Source organism: Klebsiella grimontii (assembly GCF_042137965.1).
Lineage (GTDB): Bacteria > Pseudomonadota > Gammaproteobacteria > Enterobacterales > Enterobacteriaceae > Klebsiella > Klebsiella grimontii.
In genome coordinates, this window is the sequence record NZ_CP169721.1 from 4,227,226 (window position 1) to 4,248,609 (window position 21,384).

Sequence of the window (21,384 nt, forward strand, 5' to 3'; positions counted from 1 at the left end):
CCGATTAATGCTTTTTGCGGTTGCGGCGCATATCGATAGTCACCGCCGCGACGATAATGATGCCTTTGATAATATCCTGCACGTAGGCGTCGACGCCGACAAAGGTAAAACCGCTTTTAATCAGGCCGAGGATCATCGCGCCGATTAAGGTCCCGGTGATGCGCCCCACCCCGCCCATCAGGCTGCTGCCGCCGATAACCGCCGCGGCGATAGCATCCAGCTCGTAGGACATGCCCATGCTCGACTGCCCGCTGCTGACGCGCGCCGCCAGCACCACGCCCGCGAGGCCGGAGAGCGCCCCGGCGATGGCATAGACGATCACCAGGTATTTATTCACGTTGATACCGGAGACCTTGGCCGACGTCATGTTACCGCCGATAGCGTAAACGTATTTACCGTAGCGGGTATGCTTCAGGGCAATATGGAACACCGCGGCGACGACGAAGAAAATAATCACCGGCATCGCCCCCTGGCCGATGGCGGTAAAGCTGTCGGATAAGAAGCTGATGGGGTTGCCCTGAGTGTAATACTGCGCCAGACCGCGCGCCGACACCATCATCCCAAGCGTCGCGATAAACGGCGGGATGCCGGTGCGGGTCACCAGAAAGCCGTTGGTTAAGCCGCACAGCAGGCCGACGCCGATACCGGCGCCAATCGGGATAATCGCCGGCATATTGACCAGCGACGGGAACATCGGCGACAGGCTATCGGAGGTTTGCGCAAGGCTTGCCGCCACCACGGCGGCGAGCGCGATCACCGACCCGGAGGAGAGATCAATGCCGGTGGTAATAATGACCTGGGTGACCCCGACCGCGATAATACCGATAATCGCTACCTGTAAAACAATTAATATCAGGCGATTGGTGTTTAATAAAAAGGACTGGTCGCGGACGTACCAGCCGGCAATTTCAAAAGTCAGGGCAATCACCAGCATGACGATAAATATCCCGGTATCTTTCGGCAGCCGGTGGCGTAATTGCCCAAAGAAAGAGGGCTTCTCAGTGATCGGGGTTGCCGTTATTTTCATATTGCTCATTCTCTGTGCCTCAGTGGGATGCCAACGACAAAATGGTTTCCTGGTCGGCGTCCTCTTTATCGAGGATGCCGGTAATACGCCCTTCATGCATAACCATCACCCGATCGCTCATCCCGAGAATCTCAGGTAATTCTGAAGAGACCATAATCACCGCCACGCCGCGGTTGGCCAGCTCGCTGATCAGATGGTAAATTTCCGCTTTTGCCCCGACGTCGATTCCGCGCGTCGGCTCATCGAGGATCAGTATTTTCGGCTGCGCCAGCAGCCAGCGGGCAATCAGTACCTTCTGCTGATTACCGCCGCTGAGGTTATTAATAATCTGATCCATGGTGGGGGTTTTAATATTCAGGCGGCGGATCTGCTCCATGCAGTCTTCGGCCATTTTGAGGTGCTGAACAAAGCCGGTTTTACCGATATATTCCGGCATTTTGACGATGCTCATATTCTCCAGCACCGACAGCACGAGAAACAGCCCGGACTTTTTCCGGTCTTCCGTCAGCAACGCCATCCCTTTCTCAATCGCCGTCGAAGGCGAATCAATATTGACCGGCATCCCATCAATCAGCACTTCGCCGCTATCGGCTTTCTCCATGCCGAACAGGCTCTCCATCACTTCGCTGCGCCCGGCTCCCACCAGCCCCGCCACGCCGAGGATTTCGCCGCGGCGGACGCTAAAGTTGATATCGTGAAACGCCCCCTTGCGCGATAGATTGCGGACGGTCAGCACCTCTTCGCCAATAGCGTTATTGAACTTGGGAAAGAGCTGGGTGAGCTCCCGGCCGACCATCTGGGTAATCAGCGACTGGCGGGTAAACTCGGTGGTCTGTTTACTGCCGACCCAGGTGCCGTCGCGAAATACGCTGATCTCATCGGTAATCGCGAAAATCTCATCCATTTTATGGCTGATATAGATAATGGCTTTTCCCTGCTGGCGTAAATCGCGAATAATGGTAAACAGATGCGCCACTTCGCTCTCGGTTAACGCCGAGGTCGGCTCATCCATAATCACAATATCCGCGTTCCACGAAACCGCTTTGGCAATTTCCACCATCTGCTGGGAGGCGATACTTAACTCCCCCACCAGCCGGTCGGCGGATAATCGGATATTCAATTTATCCAGCAGATCCTGCGTCTGACGGGCAAGCTGGCGATGATCGACAAAACCATATTTCATCGGCTCGCGGCCGAGCCAGATATTTTCCGCCACCGTCATGTGCGGCACCAGGTTCAGCTCCTGGTGGATCATCGAGATCCCGGAGCGCAGCGCGTCCATCGTATCCTGAAACTGGACCGGCTCCCCTTTAACGCGGATCGCGCCCTTATCGGGACGGTAGATCCCGATAAGGCATTTCATCAGCGTGGATTTTCCGGCGCCGTTTTCGCCCATCAGCGCGTGCACCGTCCCCGGGCGCACGCGTAATGAGACGTTGTCGAGCGCCTTTACGCCGGGGAAGAATTTGCTGATCCCTTCGGCTTCAAGTGCAAAAGCGTTCATACTTCACCTCCGTACCCTGAGCGACTATTTCTGGTTGCGATTGACGAACTCAGCCATGTTGTCTTTGGTGATCAGCTGGTAAGGGACGTCAATGATCTTTTCCACTTTCTCGCCGTTGGCCAGCTTAATGGCGGCATCCACCGCGCCTTCGCCCTGCCCTTTGGCATCCTGGAAAATCGTGGCGATCATTTTGCCGTTTTTGAGCATTTGCAGGGCATCGGGCGTCCCGTCCACGCCGGCAATCAGGATATGGTTCGGGTTTTTACCCAGCGCCTGCAGCGCGCCGATCGCCATTTCATCGTTGTTGGAGGCGATGGCCTGAATGTCTTCGCCGCTGGTCATCCAGTTGCTGACCACGTCAACGGCGTCGTTACGGGTAAATTTAGCGGTCTGCTTCTGCACGATTTTGATATCCGGGTACTTCGCCACCACCTCTTCGACGCCTTTGGTGCGGTCACGGGTCGATTCATTCGCCAGGTCGCCGAGCAGAATGGCGACGTTACCTTTGCCGTTCATCGCTTTGGCTAACGCTTCCATCTGTAAGCGCCCAGCCAGCACCGAGTCGGAGCCGACGTAGGCCATTTTGTCGGTCAGCTGCGCCTGCGGGCGGCGGTTAACAAAGATCAGCGGAATGCCCGCTTTGGTCGCCTGGTCCATAATCGGTTTGACCGCGTTGGTATCCACCGGGTTGACGATAATCGCGTCGACGCCCTGGCCAATAAAGTTCTGTACCTGCTGTAGCTGCTGGGAGACGTCGCCTTTGGCATCTTCCACCTGCGCCTTAACGCCGTCTTTTTGCATCTCTTTTTGCATGGCGGTGCGCAGAATCGTCAGGAAGTTGTCATCGAAAAGCGCCATCGAAACACCGACCGAAATATCTTTCGCCATAACGACCGCTGGCAGCATGCAGGCTATCAAAGAGGCAACAACCGTTTTCTTGATGTTCATAGTTGATCCTTTATTTTCAGGTGCATCGGTTAGGTAAGGTAAAATGAAAAAATAGTTTCATTAATCGTGCGCTAAGCGCCTGCTTTTTCAGCTTTTCGAAAAAACGGCCTGCGCGCTGGCGCCTTTTTCTCGGGTGATCGAAATCACAAAATTCAGTTGTTTTAAAATGGTTTTTTGAAACATCAGTCCATTTGTCGCGGAAGAAAAATTCCAGACCATTTATTTCATTAACAACACATATGAAACTTTTATAAGTAAATAACTGAAATGAAAATTTTAAAACTACGCGTTAACAGAACTTTGACACACATCTAACATTGACGCATAAACGCGCAAAAAATGAGAGGCAGCCGACGATTTGCCGCGCGGCGCGCCGATAGCGGCAGCGGTATGAAACGGGGTATCAGATACGGGGTTAAAAGGGGATATTGTCACGCGGACCGCGAGCGTTCAGTCGACGTTTTCAGCGCTGTAAAGGATAAATTCGACCTTGCCGTCGCTAAAGAGATGCGGCTGATAGCCGGTTTCCAGGTGACGCAGAGCCAGCTCCACCGCCAGGCGGGCATGCTGATGGGCATGCTGATCGATCGTCAACGCCATTCCGCCCTGCGCCAGCTGTTCACGGGTGGTGCGGTAACGTTCATGGGTGATCCAACAGCACTCGCCGTAGCGGCGGTGGCGAGCCAGCGCCTGCGCCACCTGCGTGTTGCCCAGCCCGGTATTGTAGATGCCCACCACGTCGCAGTTGCGGCGCAGGGCCTCTTCCAGCAGGCGGTCGATCCGCTGCCGGTTGTCCTCCCCCGCCAGCACCTCGCCGAGCTGCAGATGCGGAAAGCGCTGGGTTATCACCTCACGGAATCCCTGAATACGCAAACGATGGGCGCTGAAGTCCTGGCGTCCGCTGAGCATCAGCACTTCTCCAGGCCGATGCGCCATTAATCCCATCATCCTGCCCGCGGTGCGGCCAGCCTGCTGCTGATCGATGCCGACGTGGCAGAGCCTCTGCGCGCCGGGCAGATCGGTAACCAGCGTAATCACCGGCACGTTCGCCTCGCGGCACTGGCGCAAAGCCTCGTAGACCAGCGGATGTTCGTTGCCAAAGACAATCAGCGCATGGCGCTTTTTGCTGCTGCGGATAATGCTTTTCGCCAGCTTTTCCGGCGCGGACTCCGCCACCAGCGTACGGTGCAGCGTCAGTCGGCGATAGCCAAGGCTATCCGCCACGTCGGCGAAATCCTGCGTCAGGCGGGTGAAAAAGCGCGAATCGTTACCGCTGAGAAACACTTCTATTTGCCACGGGAGACGGCGCTCTTCCGGCAGAATGCGCTTCAGCCCGGCTTCCCGCGCGGCCTGCAGCACCTTACGCGTGGTTTCCGGCGACACGCCGCCGCGTTCGTTAAGCACCCGGTCAACGGTTGCTACGCCCACGCCAATCCGTTTAGCCAGCGCCTCCAGCGACATGCTTTTCATCGTTTCCCCCATGATGGAAATCCATCAAAACGCCTGTGTCGGTCAGTGTAGCAAACGGATTACTTTGGCAACGCTGAATCCCTCTTTCTGGAGAAAAAAATGACCTGCATTCGTTTTGCCTTGTTGGGCAGCGGTTTTATCGGCCAGGTTCACGCCGCCAGCCTCGCTCGCCATGAGCGAACCGTTCTGTCCATGGTGGCTGACGCCGACCCCGAACGGGCGAAAGCGCTGGCGTCCCGCTACGGCGCGCGGGCGGTAACCGTCGCCGAGGCCATCAATAGCGACGCCATTGACGCGGTACTTATCGCCAGCTCGACGCCTTCACACGCGGCGCTGCTGGAGGCTGCCGCCCGCGCCGGGAAAGCGGTCTACTGCGAAAAACCGATCGATCTTTCGCTGGCCCGCGCCCGCCAGGTCGTCGAGAAAGTGCTGCCGCTCGGGGTACCGGTGACCGTTGGCTTTAACCGCCGCTTCGACGCCAGCCACCAGCAGCTGCGCCGGGAGATCGAGGCCGGGGTGATTGGCAAAATAGAACTGGTGCAGATGGTGTGTCGGGCATCGATTATGCCGCCGCTGGAATATCTGCGCAGCTCCGGCGGCCAGATGCGCGACCAGGCGATTCACTTCTTTGACCTGCTGCGCTTTCTTACCGGTGATGAAGTGACAACCGTCGCCGCCATGGGGGATGCGCTGGCGCTGGCGGAAATTGCTGAATTCGACGATGTCGATACTTCCATTCTGATGCTGCGGATGCGCGGCGGCGCAATGGCGCAGCTGGACAACACCCGGCGTACCGGCCACGGCTACGATGAGCGCATTAGTCTGCTTGGCTCGGATGGCGTGCTGGAGTCCGGCAGCCAGACAACGCGCGGCGTCACGCTGTGGCAGGGAGAGCGCCGCATTCAGCCCGGCCTCTACCCGGACTGGTTCAGCCGCGTCGAGGGATCGTACTACGCGCATCTGGACGCGTTTGTCCGCTCGCTAGGCGGAGAAGAGGTGGCGGACCTGCCGGGGCTGCTGGACGGCCTGCGGGCGCAGGCCATCGCCGAAGCCGCCGTGCTCTCGCTGCAGCAGGGGCAATTTGTCAGCGTCGAACCGCTGGCGTAAAAAAGCCCCGTATGCGGTCGGCATACGGGGCCGCTTCGCTTAGCGCTCTTCGTTAAATACCACGCCAATCTGCCGCCGCACTTCATCCATCACGCTCAGGTTTTCCAGCACCCTGGTCAGCGGGCGGATCGGCGAGTCCGTCAGCCCCTGACCGACGCACCAGGCAAAATGCTCGGCCTGATAAAACAGCTGGTCGTAGCGGTTGCGCGGCTCCTCCCAATGCAGCACCTGCCCCCCCTGACTGGCGGCGAGGGTAAAATTCCCCGGCGCGTAGAACTGCCCGTCAAGGGTAAGAGTCGCATCGCGTCCGGCCACCACCGCGCCGCCCGGCGTGTTGCTGAACAGGGTGGTGTTCAATAATCCCTGGAGGCCCTTTTCCCAGTTAAACAGCATCGAAATCTGCCCGTTGACGCCTCTTTGGGCGGGGCGTCCGCGGGCGATAATATCCTGCGGTACGCCGCCGACCATCACGCTGAATGAGGTCAGATAGCTGCCGAGATCCATCATCGGCCCGCCGGCGAGATCGGCATTAAAAATGCGATGATCCGGGGTAAAGAACTCGCCGTGATCGGCGAGCAGCGTGTGCAGGTCGCCCAGTACGCCGTCCTCCAGCAGTTGGCGAATCACGTCATACTTCGGCGCGTAGTCGCACCACATCGCCTCCATCGCCAGCGTCCCCTGCTTCACGGCTTCCGCTTTCAGCGCCGCGCCTTCCCGCCGGTTCAGCGCAAACGGCTTTTCAATCAGCACATGCTTGCCCGCCTGCAGCGCACGCAGCCCGTCGGGAAAGTGGTGGTTATGCGGCGTGGCAATATATACCGCGTCAATATCCGGTCGCGCCAGCATCTCATCCACCTGAGCGTAAGCCTGCGGGATCCCCCAGCGGGCGGCAAAGGCGTCGGCTTTTTGCTGCGTGCGCGAGGAGACGGCAACCACCTGCTGGCGGCTGAGCTCTTTTAACGATTTCACAAAGCGCTCGGCAATCCAGCCGGGGCCAATAATCCCCCAACGCAGCGTGGGGATCGCCGAGGCGGCGTGGTGGCGCGGTTTTGGTAACTGTGACGGGAACATAGCGGCTCCTGATTTTATTTTGCCGGGGAGGGACACTATAAGCAGGCGCGGAGGAGGACGAATAACGAATTTATGATGGAATTCCATCATCGACATAGTGCTTGTCAAAAGCGCGGGAGTCGCGGATAGTCCGGGCAGCTCATCACTATCAAGGAGTCAGAGATGTTGAAAAGTTCGTGGCGTAAAAGCGCCCTGATGGCCGCCGCCGCCGTTCCGCTGCTGCTGGCGAGCGGTTCATTATGGGCCAGTGCCGATGCTATCCAGCAAAAGCTGGCTAATTTAGAAAAACGGTCCGGTGGCCGGCTGGGCGTGGCGCTGATTAACACGGCGGATGATTCGCAAACCCTTTATCGCGGCGACGAACGTTTTGCCATGTGCAGCACCGGTAAAGTGATGGCCGCCGCCGCGGTGTTAAAGCAGAGCGAAAGCCATCCCGATGTGTTGAATAAAAGGCTGGAGATTAAAAAATCGGATTTAGTGGTCTGGAGCCCGATTACCGAAAAACATCTGCAAAGCGGAATGACCCTGGCGGAACTCAGCGCGGCGGCGCTGCAGTACAGCGACAATACCGCGATGAATAAGATGATTAGCTACCTTGGCGGACCGGAAAAGGTGACCGCATTCGCCCAGAGCATCGGGGACGTTACTTTTCGTCTCGATCGTACGGAGCCGGCGCTGAACAGCGCGATACCCGGCGATAAGCGCGATACCACCACCCCGTTGGCGATGGCCGAAAGCCTGCGCAAGCTGACGCTGGGCAATGCGCTGGGCGAACAGCAGCGCGCCCAGTTAGTGACGTGGCTAAAAGGCAATACCACCGGCGGGCAAAGCATTCGCGCAGGCCTGCCCGCAAGCTGGGCGGTCGGGGATAAAACCGGCGCCGGAGATTACGGCACCACCAACGATATCGCGGTGATCTGGCCGGAAAATCATGCCCCGCTGGTGTTAGTGACCTATTTTACCCAGCCGCAGCAGGATGCGAAAAGCCGCAAAGAGGTGTTAGCCGCGGCGGCGAAAATCGTGACCGAAGGGCTGTAGTCCGGGAACAGGCCCGAACTGCAACCCTCTGCGCTCTGCTCCCGGGGGCGGCGCTCAACGCGCCTTGCCCGGGCTACGGGTTCACCGCCGTCTGCGGACCGGCGCAACGCGCCGCCTGCGGGACAGCCTGAATAGACAGCCGCCACATTTTAGTCGGTAATTTTAAACGTCAGCGCGTAGGCGCTGGTTTTCCCTTCATCACGCGCGCCGCCCATCTGATATACCCGCACCGTATATTTCCCGCTGACACCCAGACGCTGTTCAAAAATATCGCCGCTCATAGAACCGTTAAAAATCGCGTGATTATCCGGAGTAATCACATTAAAAAAGGGATGCGGCCACTGGCTGTTCATACCGATATGCATCATCTGGCCGGCTTTCGCCTCCAGCGTATAGTCATTAACATCGTCGCCGGTCACGGTACTTTTTATTATCGTGCCGTTGCTGCCTTTATCAAAATGAATGGTATTGCTGTTTATATTATCACTTGCCATTGATAATACTGACGTTAATAAATAACTTGCACAGATCACGCCGCCAACAATTAATTTTATTTTTTTCATTTAATTAACACCTTATGTTTTTTATGCGCGCTGTTATAGCACATAAGGTGCCCGGAGTAAGCTTATTCGCCATATCACTCGCCGGGATAAACGCGTCGAAATTAAGGCCCCCCGCTCAAATAAACGAGGGGCCTGGTTTCAGCATGATTTATTTCTGCGGACGCATTGCCGGGAACAGGATAACATCGCGGATGGTGTGGCTGTTAGTGAACAGCATCACCATACGGTCGATACCGATACCCAGACCGGCGGTCGGCGGCAGGCCGTACTCCAGCGCGGTGACGTAGTCTTCGTCGTAGAACATCGCTTCATCATCCCCCGCCGCTTTGGCGTTGACCTGCTCCTGAAAACGCTGGGCCTGGTCTTCCGCGTCGTTCAGCTCGCTAAAGCCATTACCGATTTCACGTCCGCCGATGAAGAATTCGAAGCGGTCGGTAATTTCCGGGTTCACGTCGTTACGGCGCGCCAGCGGCGATACTTCCGCCGGATACTCGGTGATAAAGGTCGGCTGGATCAGATGCGCTTCCGCCACTTCGTCGAAAATTTCGGTGACGATACGCCCCAGACCCCAGCTCTTCTCAACGTGAATGCCGATGGATTCCGCCAGCGCTTTCGCCGCATCGAAGTTATCCAGCTCCGCCATCTCGGTTTCAGGACGGTATTTCTTGATCGCTTCGCGCATGGTCAGTTTTTCAAACGGCTTACCGAAATCGAACACCTGGTCGCCATACGGCACTTCGGTTTTACCCAGTACGGTCTGCGCCAGCGTGCGGAACAGGGATTCGGTCAGTTCGATCAGATCTTTGTAATCCGCATACGCCATATAGAGTTCCATCATGGTGAACTCTGGGTTATGGCGCACGGAGATACCTTCGTTACGGAAGTTACGGTTGATTTCGAACACCCGTTCGAAGCCGCCGACCACCAGCCGTTTCAGGTACAGCTCCGGCGCGATGCGCAGATACATATCCAGATCGAGCGCGTTGTGATGGGTGATAAACGGACGCGCGGAGGCGCCGCCGGGGATCACCTGCATCATCGGCGTTTCGACTTCCATAAAGCCGCGCGCGACCATGAACTGACGCATGGTCGCCAGGATCTGCGAACGCACCTTGAAGGTGTGGCGCGACTCTTCGTTGGAGATCAGATCCAGATAGCGCTGGCGATAGCGCGCTTCCTGATCCTGCAGGCCGTGAAACTTGTCCGGCAGCGGGCGCAACGCTTTGGTCAGCAGACGCAGCTCGGTGCAGTGAATGGAGAGTTCGCCGGTCTGGGTTTTGAACAGCTTACCGCGGGCGGCGATGATGTCGCCGAGATCCCATTTCTTAAACTGCTCGTTGTAGACGCCTTCCGCCAGATCGTCGCGGGCGACGTACAGCTGAATGCGTCCGCCCACGTCCTGTAAGGTGACGAAGGAGGCTTTACCCATAATACGGCGGGTCATCATGCGGCCAGCCACGGAGACCTCGACGTTCAGAGAGGTGAGCTCGTCGTTTTCCCTACTATCGTATTCAGCATGGAGCTGGTCGGAAGTATGGTCACGGCGAAAGTCGTTCGGGAACGCCACGCCCTGCTCGCGCAGCGCGGCCAGTTTTTCACGACGGGTTTTCAGTTCATTATTAAGGTCAATTGCCTCATCGGCACCTTGTGCTTGTTGTTCAGACATGTTGGTTCCTCATAACCCTGCTTGCAAACTTGCTTCGATAATTGAACCAGGCCTGTTCCGGCGTCGGCGCCGGAGAACAATCTTAAGGAGCCTGGCTTCAATTGCGGCTGATTTCACTCAGCCCTGTCTTTTGTAACCTCTTTTTATCTTCGGCTTTCGCGCCCGCCAGAATATCCTCCTCCTGTTCAGTAAGGGGTGCAAGGAGCGGCTTTTTGCTCCGTTTAGGGATGCGATAATCCCGGAGGCGGTGCTGCGCACCTGTCCGGGCTACAGATCCTGGGCATTGACGCCGGGAAGTTCACCGGCGGCCGCGCGGCGTTTGCCGACGCTGAACGCGGCGGCGAAGGCGACAACGACAATGACCGCTACGCAGCCCAGCGTCCATTCGCCCATCTGGGCAAAGAAGTGCTGATACGCGGCAATCGCCGTATCGCTGATTTGCGACTCGGTAGTCTGCTGCGCCACCACGCCCGCCAGCCAGTTGGCTACCGCGCCGGTCGCCAGCATATAAATCCCGGTCAGTACCCCGGTGACGCCGGGCATATTGAGGCGGGTGATCTGCGCCATCGCCACCGGGTCGATAAACAGCTCGGCGAAACCCATCAGCGCCAGGCCGGCCACCATCATGCCCATCGATGCCTGTCCCTGTGCCGCGCCGTGGCGCGCGTTAAGCGCCAGCAGCATAAAGCCGCAGCCCATCAGCACCAGGCCAAAGGCGAACTTCAGCCATACGCGCAGCGCCGAGCGGGTCGCGCCCTCCGGCCGCATCAGCCACGCCAGCACGACGCCCGCCGCCATCACCGCCACGGCGTTAACCGACTGGAACAGCGCGGTCGGCACCTCAATATTCAGCAGGCGGCGGTTAACAAAGTGGTCGATGAACAGGCTGATCGAACTGCCGCCCTGCTGCGCCAGTACCCAGAACAGGGTCCCGGTCAGCATCAGCAGAACGATTTGCCACAGCGCGCGGCGATGCTCCGGGGATTTGACCATAATGCGCGCCACCATCTGGGCGGCGAATACGCAGACGATCGCCAGCAGGTAGCCGGACCAGTTATTCTCCAGCAGCAGCGTGAAAAACACCGGCGCAACGCAGAGCATCACCACCAGCCAGCCCCAGGTCGGCAGCACAAATTTCACCGCCCGCAGCGCCTGTTTATCGACGCCGCGCGCGTGGCGGAAGTAGCGGCTGCCGCTTAAGAAAATCATCAGGCCGACAAACATGCCGATACCCGCCAGCGCAAAGCCGATATGCCAGCCGTACCACTGCGCCGCCAGCCCGCAGGCGATAGGCGCGGCGATGGAGCCGACGTTCCCGGCGGCGTACAGCAGCGAGAAACCGCCGTCGCGGCGAGGGTCGTCAACGGCGTAGAGCTCGCCCAGCAGACAGCTGATGTTGGATTTGAACAGACCGTAGCCGCAGATAATGATCGCCAGCGCGAAGTACAGGCTCCAGGTGGAATCGGATTCGACGCCCAGCACTACGTGGCCAAGCGTCATTAATAGCGCGCCGGCAATGACCGCCGTGCGGTTGCCGAGCAGGCGGTCGGCAAGCCAGCCGCCGAGAATAGGAGTGACGTACACCAGGGAGGCGTAGGCGCTGAACAGACTGATGGCGTGGCTGTCATCAAAGCCGAGCTGATGGGTGAGATAGAGGATGAGTAAGGCACGCATGCCGTAAAAGCTGAAATATTCCCAGATTTGGATCGCAACGATGTAATAGATCGCGCGCGGCTGTGAGGGTGTTTTCATGTGTTCTCCTTGCAGCGTGAAAAAGGGAAGCGGCAAGCCACTTCCCTGTTGTGCATCGATTATTTGTTGTTTTCTTCTCTCAGCACTTTAACGGTGTAACGACCATCCGCCTGACGATAGGCGCCGTGGATATCGGTTTCGAAGCCCGGATAGTGGGCGCCGATTTCGCACAGCATCTGCAGGAATTCCAGCACCGGACGGCTCTCTTCGGTGATCATTTCACCCGGCATCACCAGCGGCACTCCCGGAGGATACGGCAGGATCATGTTGGCGTTGACGCGGCCCACCATCTCTTCGAGATACACCTCTTCGGTCTGACCGTGCAGCTCTTTCTGGAACGCGGCGTACGGCGTGATCATCATGGTTGGCAGCACTTCGAACGCGCGGAACATCAGGTCCGGCAGGTTGTGGTGCTCAATCAGTTTGTGAATGTTCTGCGCCAGTTCCTGAACGCGCATGTTTTCGTAGAATTCAGGATCTTCACGGTACAGCGACGGCAGCATATTTTTCACCCGCAGGTTCAGGTCGAACGCGCGTTTGAAATCGGTCAGCGCGCGCAGCAGGCTCAGCGCTTTGGTTTTGTCGATACCGATGCTGAACAGGAACAGCAGGTTGTACGGACCGGTTTTTTCGACCACGATGCCGTGCTCATCGAGATACTTCGCCACGATGCTTGCCGGAATACCGAAATCATCCATGGTGCCGTCTTTCTTCATCCCCGGGGTCAGCAGCGTGACTTTAATCGGGTCGAGATACATATGTTCGTTATCGATGTTTTTGAAACCGTGCCACGCGCTGTCGGAGCGCAGCGGCCAGCATTCCGCGCCATCGATATGTTCCGGCTGCCAGACGTCGAAGAACCAGCCGTCGGATTCGCCTTTCAGGCGTTTAATCTCTTTACGGAACTTAATTGAACGTTCGATAGAGCCGTCAATCAGGCGCTTACCGGCGTTGCCTTTCATCATCGCCGCCGCGGTTTCCGTCGAGGCCACCACGCCGTAGTGCGGAGAAGTGGTGGTGTGCATCATGTAGGCTTCGTTAAAGGTTTCTTCGTTTACGTCGCCTTTAACATGAATCATTGATGCCTGAGAAAACGCCGCCAGCAGTTTGTGCGTGGACTGGGTTTCGTAAATCACTTTCCCTTCGACGCGGCCGCCGCTCATCCCGCATTTGCCTTCATAAATCGGCGAGAAGTTGGTGTAAGGCACCCACGCGGAGTCAAAGTGGATGGATTTCACATCCAGGGTTTTCTTGATGTAGTCCGTGTTGTACAGCAGGCCATCATAGGTGGAGTTGGTGATCACCGCGTGCACCGGCCAGGTCGCGTTCGGGGTTTCTTTCACGCGCTTCGCGATGGTCGCGTGCTGGAATTCGCTCTGCGGGATACCGCCGAGGATGCCGTAAGCGTTACGGGTCGGGCGGAAGTAGATTGGCGTAATGTCGCTCATCATCATCAGATGGGTCAGCGATTTATGGCAGTTACGGTCAATCAGCACGGTGCTACCGGCCGGGGCGGAATACATACCGACGATTTTGTTGGCGGTAGAGGTGCCGTTGGTCACCATGTAGCTGCGTTCTGCGTTGAAGACGCGGGCGATGTACTCTTCCGCTTCTTTATGCGGGCCGCTGTGATCCAGCAGGGAACCGAGTTCAGAAACTGAAATCGAGATATCGGATTTCATGGTATTGGAACCAAAGAAATCGTAGAAGATGCTGCCGACCGGGCTTTTCTGGAACGCGGTACCGCCCATGTGGCCTGGGGTACAGAAGGTATATTTGCCTTCACGCACGTATTTAAACAGCGCTTTGGTCAGCGGCGGCAGAATGGTGTCGATATACTCGTCGGTATTCTGTTTGATTTTGTTCGCAATATCTTCCGCCGCGCCCAGCGCATATTCGAAGAAGCGAACCTGCATGCGCAGATCGTTGAGGCTCACGTCCAGCGTTGAGTAAGTATTCGCAAAGGCGTACAGCGGCATATATTCGTTCATTTTGCTGATGTCTTCGCACAGTTCGAGATTGTATTTATCCCAGTCGAAGATCACGCCGCACAGACGCGCATTGTTTTCGATCAGTTTTAATAAGTCGTCACGGTCGTTCGGGTAGACAATACGGAAGTCCAGGCGTTCGAGGGCGCGATGCAGCTCACGGATGGGCTCTTCTTTGAAGTAAACACCCATGTGATTCATGATTGCGATAACGTTCATAGTCAAATCTCCAGATAAAGAAAGCCCCTCCCGCCACGTCGTGACAGGTGATGGAAGGAGCCTCAGGAATAGGGTTACGGATTAATGCGCGCTGGCGGTGCTGCTATCAGCGGAGCCGTCGTTACTCTGACGCTGGTGCATTTTGCGGCCGTAGAACATCAGGATGATCAGGCTGACGATAAAGGTGCCGGCCAGTTCGAAGGAGCTTGCCCCCATCAGGGCGATGAAACAGAACCCGCAGCCGAGGACGGAGCAAATCAGGCTGACGAAGTTGCGGACGTTAATGCCTTCGAAGCGAATCAGGTCAACGCAGGAGTAGAAGTAAGGCAGCATGGTCAGCAGAACCGCGATACCGGTCAGCTCGCCGAACAGGTCGGAGGCTTTCCCGCCGGTGGAGTTCATCAGGGTGATCAGCACCATCAGGACGGTCATTTTCACCGCGGCCAGCAGCAGGCCTTTTTTCGGGTTGCCGTTTTTATCCAGTTCACCGTAGATTTTCGGGAAGTTGCCGTCGTTAGCGGCGCGCACGCCGGCCTGGCCGACCAGCATCATCCACGAACCGAGAGAAGTCAGGCAGGCAAAGGCGGTAAAGGCCGACACCATCGGCGCAGCCCAGCCGCCAAGGATAGTCGATGCGCTGATAGCAAACGGCGCGCCGGACGCGGCCATCTCAGACGCAGGGTACATACCGGCGATGACCTGGGTCGCGGCGATATACACGATACCCGCCAGCGCGGTCCCCAGCATGGTGGCCAGCGGTACGGTACGTTTCGGGTTTTTCACCATCCCAGTACTGACGGCGGCAGATTCTACCCCGACAAAGGCCCACAGACAGAGAAGGATACTTTTCACCACCGCATGGCTATCCGTCGTGGCTGAGGTGTTCCAGTTTGCCTGATAGGTGGCAACGTCAAACCAGTGCCAGCCGACCACCGCGGTCATCACGACCGGAATAAGCACCAGCACCAGACCAATAGTCGTCAGGCGGCTTACCCAGGTACCGCCGAGCATATTCACGAAGGTGAATATCCACACGATGGCAATACAGGCAATACCTGCCGGTACCGGGTTATTTAAAATAGGGAAGAATGTTGATAAATAAGAGACGGCGGTAATGCCGATTGCCAGATTGCCGATCCAGTTAGCGTGATAATAAAGCACACCGGTCTGGAAACCGAACGCCGGAGATATTTCGCCGGCGTAGGCGATGGGGCCACCCTGCTGCGGGTTTTTGGTCGCCAGACGGGCATATACATAAGCCAGCGACATCGCGCCAATAATAGATATTACCCAACCCCAAATGGCGATAGAACCGATACTCGCCAGGTTCGCAGGTAATAATGCAATACCGCTCCCCATCATATTACCGGCTACCACGCCGGTACAGGCAAATAGCCCGATCTTCTTGGCAGAACTCATGTTTGCTTTTCTCCTAAGTTTATTTGGGAGGTACAGATCATGATGATGAACCTTTTATTGACCCGACCAACTGCCAATCAGATTACGGATTAGTACGAGATAAGTCCTAAAGATAAAGTGAAATAACTGCAAACATCAGACAAATGATATTTTGACCTTTTTCGCGCAACATATCAGGATGACATGTTGAGGTCAGGAAAAGATAAATATTAATAAATTACATGCATTTACGAACACAATTTCGTGTTGAAGATGTGTTAAAAACAAGCAAGAAAAGGATATAAAATATAACAACAGAGGCGCTCATGAGAAACATAAGTTTAACCTCACCACGGCCAAAACCATGACCATGATGAGGGTTTACTTATTCTGAAGCGAGGAAGTTATCGAGATACGGAACCACGCGGGTCACCGAGGTCTGAAATACCGCGTTTTCAATCCAGTAAAATGTATTCTCACCCGGACGTAAATTAAACGCCGTCAGGTAAGCATCGGCAGCTTCCCGGTTCTGCCCTTTCATTTCGTAGACCTTACCCAGCAGCACATAATTCATCCACGACATTTCCAGGTCAATGCCGGTATTAATCGCGCTGTAGGCTTCATCGACTTTGCCTTTGCCCAGCATATCTACCGTTTTAATCTGATAAAATATTGCCATGTCTTTAATCCCCGGCATATTACCCACCCGGGTTATTTCGCTGTAAAGATCGGCAAGCTGTTTATCATCCAGCGGCTGCTGAGAATGGCGTAATACGTCCACCAGCGCTTTTTCCGCCCAGGCATAGGTAAAGTCCGGCGACTGTTTATTCACGTCGGCAAGCAGGCTACTGGCTTTTCCGAGTGAATCGACGTCTCCATTCATTAATAGCTGATGCGCCTGATAGAAATGGGTAAGCGCGATACTTTGCGACGGCTGATATTGCTTTAACATCTCCTGCATCCGCGCCGGCCACGGCTGCTTCAGCGCCTCAGACAGGCTGCTCAGCAGGTCGTTCTGAATCGACAGCTGGTTGTCGCTGGTGACAAAGTAACGCTTATCCATCATGGTCGAACCGTCGGCGTTATCCACCACCTTCACCGACATAAAGCACTGCTGCGCGCGGTAGTGCCGCTGGTTGACGAACTCAATGGTCAGGGTTTTACCGGAGCTGCTCGGCTCATTGATGTTGTAGTTGGTTTTATCGTGCACCATAAAGGTGGAGAAGGTGTTCAGCGAGGTGGTAATCAGGCTCCCGAGACCAATGGCATAGGAGTGCTGCGATGACCAGTTGTTGCAGGCGCTGCCGCTGAGCAGGTGAATATCAACATCGCGCGGGTTGAGCAGCAGCCGCGTTTTCGTGACCGGCGGGCGCGACTCGAGGGTCGATAACGCCACCAGCGCCACGCAGCTCGCGAGGGCCAGCAGAAACAGGCCCCAGACGATAAACGTACTCAGCCGCTTGCGTTTTTCCGGCTTTACCACCGGCGCCATCTCTGGCGCAGCCGCCTCAGGCTGCGAGGAAACCGATGGCGCGTCCACGGCGACCGTCGGCGTTTCTGCCGGGATAACCGGCGTCAGTTCTTCCCCCTCTTCCGTACACCAGATCACCGGCACCGTTAGCTTATAGCCTCGCTTGGGTACGGTCGCGATATATTCAAGGCTGCCGTCGTCGCCATCTTTCAGCGACTTACGTAGCTCAGAGACGCTTTGCGTGACGACATGGCTGGTGACAACGTTGCGGGTCCAGACATTATCGATGAGCTCATCCCGGCTGAGTACTTCCCCAGGATGACGGGCAAAGAAAACCAGAAGATCGATTAAGCGCGGTTCGAGAGTTAGCTGACGCCCCTTGCGGCTAATTTGGTTAACAGAGGGAGTAACCAGCCATTCTCCAACGCGAACAACAGGTTGTTGCATAAAAAAGAGCCCCAGGACGAAACGGGAAAGGCGCGATGATATCACATTTACCCTACCTATTAATGATAGGGGTCATGACCATGAACGCAATATATTCATCTTCGTTTTTGATGACTGGCAAATTTTCATTTGCTAAAGGCGTTTTTTTGCCTCACAGCGACGTTTCTTAAGCGTGCGAAAGCTTACCCTTTTTCGCGCGATTTTCCCGGATTGTGTGACCTGAGCAAGGCTTAGGCGCGACAATCGTCGCCCATCCGCGGGGATATGCTATTTTTAGGTCGCCCGACAGAGATCGGACCGCCGAACAGATGGCCGAAAACAGTGCCTCACCCGCAGCGTAAGGAATGTCGACGATGACCTGGAAATTAGTTAAGCAAATTGTGCACGATGACGCGTTAAGAAAGAGCTTCATTGACCTGGCGATTAAAACCTTCGATCTCTCCTTTAAAGAGTGGTACCGCAAAGGCTACTGGACCGACGCCTATATTCCCTACGCCCTGGTCAGCAACAATAAAGTGATTGCTAACGCCTCCGCCAATATTATCGACCTGATCTGGCAGGGCGAACCCCGCCGCTATATCCAAATCGGCACCGTAATGACCGATATCGATCATCGCAATCGGGGCCTCGCCGGGCAGCTTGTGAATGAGATTTTGGCGGACTGGCATGATAAAGCCGACGCCTTCTTCCTGTTCGCTAACCCGACAACCGTTGATTTTTACCCGAAATTCGGCTTCGAGCGCACCGACGAGCATCAGTATATTATGCCGGTAGTACCGGCAGCGGGCGATTTCCGCAAGCTCGATATGGATCGGCCGGAAGACGTTGCGCTATTGCAGCAGTATTACCAAAAATCGAATCCGTTTTCGCAGCTGCGGGTGCAGAATAACTTCGGTTTATTGATGTTCTACTGCTCCGCCTTTATGCAGCACTTCGTCTATTATTCCGAGAAAAACCAGGCGATCGCGATTGCGATGCAAAACGGTCCGGCGCTGATCTGTTTTGATATTTTCTGCGACAGTGGCCGCTCCCTGTCGTCCATTGTCAACCAGCTCGCCGATGACAATACGTACCAGGCTATCCTCGGCTTTACCCCCAAAGAGAATCGGACCGGCGAGTATGAGAAAATCGAAGGCGAAGATATTCTGTTTATCTACGAGCAAAAAGAAAATATTTTCAAAGAGAATAAGCTGATGTTCCCGCTTTTATCCCACGCCTGAGGCTGCGCTTAATGCCAATAAGGCCCTGCCCGGGCCTTATTGCGTCAACAGCCACTGCTCGAACGCCCGTAGCGCCGACTCATTGACGCCGTTTTCCAGCGGCTTCACCAGGCAAAAGCGCTTGCTCAGGCTGCGGGCCTGCGGCCAGGGCGCAGCCAGTAGCCCGTTTTCGATCGCGTTTTCGACGTACACATGGGGCACCAGCGCAACGCCCTGCCCGGCCAGCGCGGCGGCTATCGCCATCTCATGCAGATCGTAGCGCCCCCCCTGCGCCGGATTATCCAGCACGATCCCGCACTCTTCAGCATAGCGCTGCCAGGCGTCGGGATTCTGCCGTCGATGAATTCGCGGCAGCGCGTTCAGTTGGCTGACGAGATCTTCTTCCGTGAGTAGCCCGGCGTGGCATACCGGTACCAGCCTCTCTTCAAACAGAAACTGCATACGCATTCCGGCCCAGGCGGGGTGTTCAAAGTGAAGCGCCGCGTCAAAACCGCTGCCGGTGAGGATAAACGGGTCGGTTCTGACCGCGATATTCAGCGTGATATCCGGATGCCGGTGCTGAAAATCCCCCAGCCGGGGAATGAGCCAGCGGCTGGCGAAGGTCGGCGGCGCGGCGATTTCCAGGCTTCGGCTGCCGTCCGCGGCCCCCATCAGATATTGAGTGTCCCGTTCAAGGCGCTCCAGCGTTTCGCGCACATGGTGCGCATAGCGCGCGCCGTTAGGATTCAGCCGTACCCGGCTCCCCGTCCGCTCAAACAGCCTGCAGTTCAACAGCGATTCCAGACGGGCGATTTGCCGACTGATCGCCCCTTCGGTAAGCGACAGTTCTTCCGCCGCGCGGGCAAAGTTACCGTGCCTGGCGGCAGCCTCAAAAGCCTGCAAAGAGGCGCTGCTGGGGAGTTTTTTTCGCACGATGACCACCTCTGCTGGATTTTGCATTAATGACAAAATGTCATTGAGGGATGAAATAATATCGTTTCAGAGCGCTCAATACACAACGTAGCATGATCAAACGTCAATATCATCACGCCATCATGCAGAGGTCAGCCCATGTTATATATCGTTGAGTGCAGCTACGCCGACCCGGAAAGCGAAGCCGGCTGGAATCGATTTTACAGCCAGCACAAGCTGCCGGCGCTGGTATCCGTCAGCGGGTTCCGCGCTTCGCAGCGCTTCCGGGCGCTCTCCTCCGGCTGCCCGGTCTATCTTGCCATCCATACTATCCATGATGCTGACACCATCGCCAGTGAAGCGTATCGCCATAAAGGCGGCGGCGACTTTGCGCGCTGGCAGGCGCATATTCGCGACTGGCGGCGAAACCTGTATCGGTACAGCGGGGTGTTCCCTGCCGTCTCTGAGGAGGATGTTTTGCTGCTGAGCCCGGAGCCGCTGGACTTTGTGGACTCGGAGCTGGGGTATCAGCCGACAAGACTTCCGGCCGCCGGGCTGGATAATAACCCGTCGCTGCGCGTGGTATACGTTCTGCCGCGCCGGGAGGCGATGCTACTTGCGGGACGGGAAAAAGCCTGGATCTATGAACCCATGGCCGGTCAGCTGCAAAGCCCGGCTGAAAAACAGCCAGCATCACGCTAAGAGGTTTTTATGCGCAATTCATCTTTTGTCACCCGCCAGATTGGCGATTTTCAGGTGACTGCCCTTAGCGACGGCAGCATGGCCGCCGGCCTGGCGCTGCTGTCCGGCATCGATAGCGGCGATGCCGCACAAATCCAGCGCGATGCGGGCGTCATCGACCCCGGCACTATTGACATTAATGGCTATCTTATCCGCGGCCGGGGAAGAACGATTCTGATCGACGCGGGGACGGGAGGCGGCGTGCTGGAAACCAGTCTGCGGGCGGCGGGAAGTGCGCCAGACGACGTTGATACCGTCCTGCTGACCCACGCTCACCCGGATCATATCGGCGGCCTGCTGGATGCCAACGGCGCGCCGCGCTATCCCAACGCTCGTCTTCATCTGCATCCTCTGGAAGCGGAGTACTGGCAGGATGACGTCATGTTAAGACGGGCTAATGAGCGCGGGCAGCGAAACTTCTCTCTCGCCCGCCGCACCCTGGACGCGTGGTCCCGGCGCCTCGGGTTTCTGGAGGATCGCGAAGTCGTCGCGGGTATCCATCCGGTCTGGCTACCCGGACATACGCCGGGCCATAGCGGGTTTCGCATTGACGCCGCCGGGCAAAGCCTGCTGATTTGGGGCGATATCGTCCACTTTCCGCATATTCAGGCCGCGCGACCCGCCGCCGCTATCGCTTTTGATTGCGATCCCGTACAGGCCAGAGCGACGCGGGAAGCGATTCTCGCCCAGGCCGCCAGCGAAAACCTGCTGATTGCCGGTATGCATCTTGGCGGGTCGGGGTTTGCCCATATCGTACCGACTTCGTGCGGCTATCGTATCGATGATTCTCAGCAGTAGAAGGGAAGCTGGGCGGTGAGGTCCGCCTTTGCTTATCCGATTAAGTTTTTTTTCGCCTGATGAAA

The 21,384-nt window shown here is 56.5% G+C and carries 17 protein-coding genes; 5 read left to right on the forward strand and 12 right to left on the reverse strand.

Annotated features, from left to right (window positions below):
* Window positions 1-4: 4 nt before the first annotated feature.
* The 4 genes from ACE3MN_RS19860 to ACE3MN_RS19875 form a co-directional block, all read right to left on the reverse strand.
* Window positions 5-1,027, reverse strand: coding sequence for an ABC transporter permease (locus ACE3MN_RS19860; protein WP_170873311.1), 1,023 nt, complete (start codon window positions 1,025-1,027; stop codon window positions 5-7).
* 19 nt (window positions 1,028-1,046) lie between these two features.
* The gene (locus ACE3MN_RS19865; protein ID WP_004130130.1) at window positions 1,047-2,531 is read right to left on the reverse strand and encodes a sugar ABC transporter ATP-binding protein; all 1,485 of its coding nucleotides are present in this window, start codon (window positions 2,529-2,531) and stop codon (window positions 1,047-1,049) included.
* 24 nt (window positions 2,532-2,555) lie between these two features.
* Complete coding sequence (locus ACE3MN_RS19870; protein ID WP_004848507.1) at window positions 2,556-3,479, reverse strand: sugar ABC transporter substrate-binding protein; 924 nt, start codon at window positions 3,477-3,479, stop codon at window positions 2,556-2,558.
* A gap of 450 nt (window positions 3,480-3,929) precedes the next feature.
* Window positions 3,930-4,949 carry a LacI family DNA-binding transcriptional regulator gene (locus ACE3MN_RS19875; RefSeq protein WP_064411392.1) on the reverse strand — a complete coding sequence of 340 codons (1,020 nt, stop codon included), beginning with the start codon at window positions 4,947-4,949 and terminating at the stop codon, window positions 3,930-3,932.
* A 99-nt stretch (window positions 4,950-5,048) separates the two neighbouring features.
* Between ACE3MN_RS19875 and ACE3MN_RS19880 the strand changes: the two genes are divergently transcribed.
* Window positions 5,049-6,056, forward strand: coding sequence for a Gfo/Idh/MocA family oxidoreductase (locus ACE3MN_RS19880; protein ID WP_024358906.1), 1,008 nt, complete (start codon window positions 5,049-5,051; stop codon window positions 6,054-6,056).
* 39 nt (window positions 6,057-6,095) lie between these two features.
* On the opposite strand, the gene ACE3MN_RS19885 is transcribed toward ACE3MN_RS19880, so the two are convergent.
* Window positions 6,096-7,127, reverse strand: coding sequence for a Gfo/Idh/MocA family protein (locus ACE3MN_RS19885; RefSeq protein WP_102649638.1), 1,032 nt, complete (start codon window positions 7,125-7,127; stop codon window positions 6,096-6,098).
* A gap of 162 nt (window positions 7,128-7,289) precedes the next feature.
* On the opposite strand from ACE3MN_RS19885, the gene ACE3MN_RS19890 reads away from it, so the two are divergent.
* Complete coding sequence (locus tag ACE3MN_RS19890; RefSeq protein WP_098066351.1) at window positions 7,290-8,165, forward strand: extended-spectrum class A beta-lactamase OXY-6-7; 876 nt, start codon at window positions 7,290-7,292, stop codon at window positions 8,163-8,165.
* A 149-nt stretch (window positions 8,166-8,314) separates the two neighbouring features.
* Here the strand turns inward: ACE3MN_RS19890 and ACE3MN_RS19895 are convergent, their stop codons facing one another.
* From ACE3MN_RS19895 to cadC, 6 genes are all read right to left on the reverse strand, one after another.
* On the reverse strand, window positions 8,315-8,728 hold the full coding sequence (locus ACE3MN_RS19895) for a hypothetical protein (protein ID WP_004130120.1): 414 nt from the start codon (window positions 8,726-8,728) through the stop codon (window positions 8,315-8,317).
* A 148-nt stretch (window positions 8,729-8,876) separates the two neighbouring features.
* Window positions 8,877-10,394 (reverse strand): lysine--tRNA ligase, encoded by a 1,518-nt coding sequence (lysS, locus tag ACE3MN_RS19900; protein ID WP_101868566.1) that lies wholly within the window; start codon window positions 10,392-10,394, stop codon window positions 8,877-8,879.
* Between the two features lie 267 nt (window positions 10,395-10,661).
* Window positions 10,662-12,146 (reverse strand): dipeptide permease DtpD, encoded by a 1,485-nt coding sequence (gene dtpD, locus ACE3MN_RS19905; RefSeq protein ID WP_375364148.1) that lies wholly within the window; start codon window positions 12,144-12,146, stop codon window positions 10,662-10,664.
* 59 nt (window positions 12,147-12,205) lie between these two features.
* The gene (gene cadA, locus ACE3MN_RS19910) at window positions 12,206-14,353 is read right to left on the reverse strand and encodes a lysine decarboxylase CadA (RefSeq protein ID WP_004130111.1); all 2,148 of its coding nucleotides are present in this window, start codon (window positions 14,351-14,353) and stop codon (window positions 12,206-12,208) included.
* An 81-nt stretch (window positions 14,354-14,434) separates the two neighbouring features.
* The gene (gene cadB / locus ACE3MN_RS19915) at window positions 14,435-15,772 is read right to left on the reverse strand and encodes a cadaverine/lysine antiporter (protein WP_024358910.1); all 1,338 of its coding nucleotides are present in this window, start codon (window positions 15,770-15,772) and stop codon (window positions 14,435-14,437) included.
* A gap of 364 nt (window positions 15,773-16,136) precedes the next feature.
* Window positions 16,137-17,669, reverse strand: coding sequence for a lysine decarboxylation/transport transcriptional activator CadC (gene cadC, locus ACE3MN_RS19920; protein WP_024358911.1), 1,533 nt, complete (start codon window positions 17,667-17,669; stop codon window positions 16,137-16,139).
* Window positions 17,670-18,022: 353 nt separating this feature from the next.
* Here cadC and ACE3MN_RS19925 point away from each other — a divergent pair, with 353 nt between their 5' ends.
* A complete protein-coding gene (locus ACE3MN_RS19925) occupies window positions 18,023-18,889 on the forward strand; it encodes a GNAT family N-acetyltransferase (protein WP_049130777.1) in 867 nt (288 codons plus the stop codon).
* 36 nt (window positions 18,890-18,925) lie between these two features.
* Here the strand turns inward: ACE3MN_RS19925 and ACE3MN_RS19930 are convergent, their stop codons facing one another.
* Window positions 18,926-19,801 (reverse strand): LysR substrate-binding domain-containing protein, encoded by an 876-nt coding sequence (locus ACE3MN_RS19930; RefSeq protein WP_004137847.1) that lies wholly within the window; start codon window positions 19,799-19,801, stop codon window positions 18,926-18,928.
* A gap of 138 nt (window positions 19,802-19,939) precedes the next feature.
* On the opposite strand from ACE3MN_RS19930, the gene ACE3MN_RS19935 reads away from it, so the two are divergent.
* Window positions 19,940-20,482, forward strand: a complete 543-nt coding sequence (locus ACE3MN_RS19935; protein ID WP_049088974.1) for a hypothetical protein — start codon at window positions 19,940-19,942, stop codon at window positions 20,480-20,482.
* Between the two features lie 9 nt (window positions 20,483-20,491).
* Complete coding sequence (locus ACE3MN_RS19940; protein WP_082237490.1) at window positions 20,492-21,319, forward strand: MBL fold metallo-hydrolase; 828 nt, start codon at window positions 20,492-20,494, stop codon at window positions 21,317-21,319.
* Window positions 21,320-21,384: the final 65 nt, after the last annotated feature.

What these genes read in the sequence shown, in the direction of transcription:
- dtpD (WP_375364148.1), bottom strand. Translation starts at nt 12,146, where the DNA reads ATGAAAACACCCTCACAGCCGCGCGCGATCTATTACATCGTTGCGATC.
- ACE3MN_RS19885 (WP_102649638.1), bottom strand. Translation starts at nt 7,127, where the DNA reads ATGTTCCCGTCACAGTTACCAAAACCGCGCCACCACGCCGCCTCGGCG.
- ACE3MN_RS19880 (WP_024358906.1), top strand. Translation starts at nt 5,049, where the DNA reads ATGACCTGCATTCGTTTTGCCTTGTTGGGCAGCGGTTTTATCGGCCAG.
- ACE3MN_RS19935 (WP_049088974.1), top strand. Translation starts at nt 19,940, where the DNA reads ATGTTATATATCGTTGAGTGCAGCTACGCCGACCCGGAAAGCGAAGCC.
- ACE3MN_RS19875 (WP_064411392.1), bottom strand. Translation starts at nt 4,949, where the DNA reads ATGAAAAGCATGTCGCTGGAGGCGCTGGCTAAACGGATTGGCGTGGGC.
- ACE3MN_RS19860 (WP_170873311.1), bottom strand. Translation starts at nt 1,027, where the DNA reads ATGAAAATAACGGCAACCCCGATCACTGAGAAGCCCTCTTTCTTTGGG.
- ACE3MN_RS19865 (WP_004130130.1), bottom strand. Translation starts at nt 2,531, where the DNA reads ATGAACGCTTTTGCACTTGAAGCCGAAGGGATCAGCAAATTCTTCCCC.
- ACE3MN_RS19925 (WP_049130777.1), top strand. Translation starts at nt 18,023, where the DNA reads ATGACCTGGAAATTAGTTAAGCAAATTGTGCACGATGACGCGTTAAGA.
- lysS (WP_101868566.1), bottom strand. Translation starts at nt 10,394, where the DNA reads ATGTCTGAACAACAAGCACAAGGTGCCGATGAGGCAATTGACCTTAAT.
- ACE3MN_RS19890 (WP_098066351.1), top strand. Translation starts at nt 7,290, where the DNA reads ATGTTGAAAAGTTCGTGGCGTAAAAGCGCCCTGATGGCCGCCGCCGCC.
- ACE3MN_RS19895 (WP_004130120.1), bottom strand. Translation starts at nt 8,728, where the DNA reads ATGAAAAAAATAAAATTAATTGTTGGCGGCGTGATCTGTGCAAGTTAT.
- ACE3MN_RS19870 (WP_004848507.1), bottom strand. Translation starts at nt 3,479, where the DNA reads ATGAACATCAAGAAAACGGTTGTTGCCTCTTTGATAGCCTGCATGCTG.
- cadB (WP_024358910.1), bottom strand. Translation starts at nt 15,772, where the DNA reads ATGAGTTCTGCCAAGAAGATCGGGCTATTTGCCTGTACCGGCGTGGTA.
- cadA (WP_004130111.1), bottom strand. Translation starts at nt 14,353, where the DNA reads ATGAACGTTATCGCAATCATGAATCACATGGGTGTTTACTTCAAAGAA.
- ACE3MN_RS19940 (WP_082237490.1), top strand. Translation starts at nt 20,492, where the DNA reads ATGCGCAATTCATCTTTTGTCACCCGCCAGATTGGCGATTTTCAGGTG.
- cadC (WP_024358911.1), bottom strand. Translation starts at nt 17,669, where the DNA reads ATGCAACAACCTGTTGTTCGCGTTGGAGAATGGCTGGTTACTCCCTCT.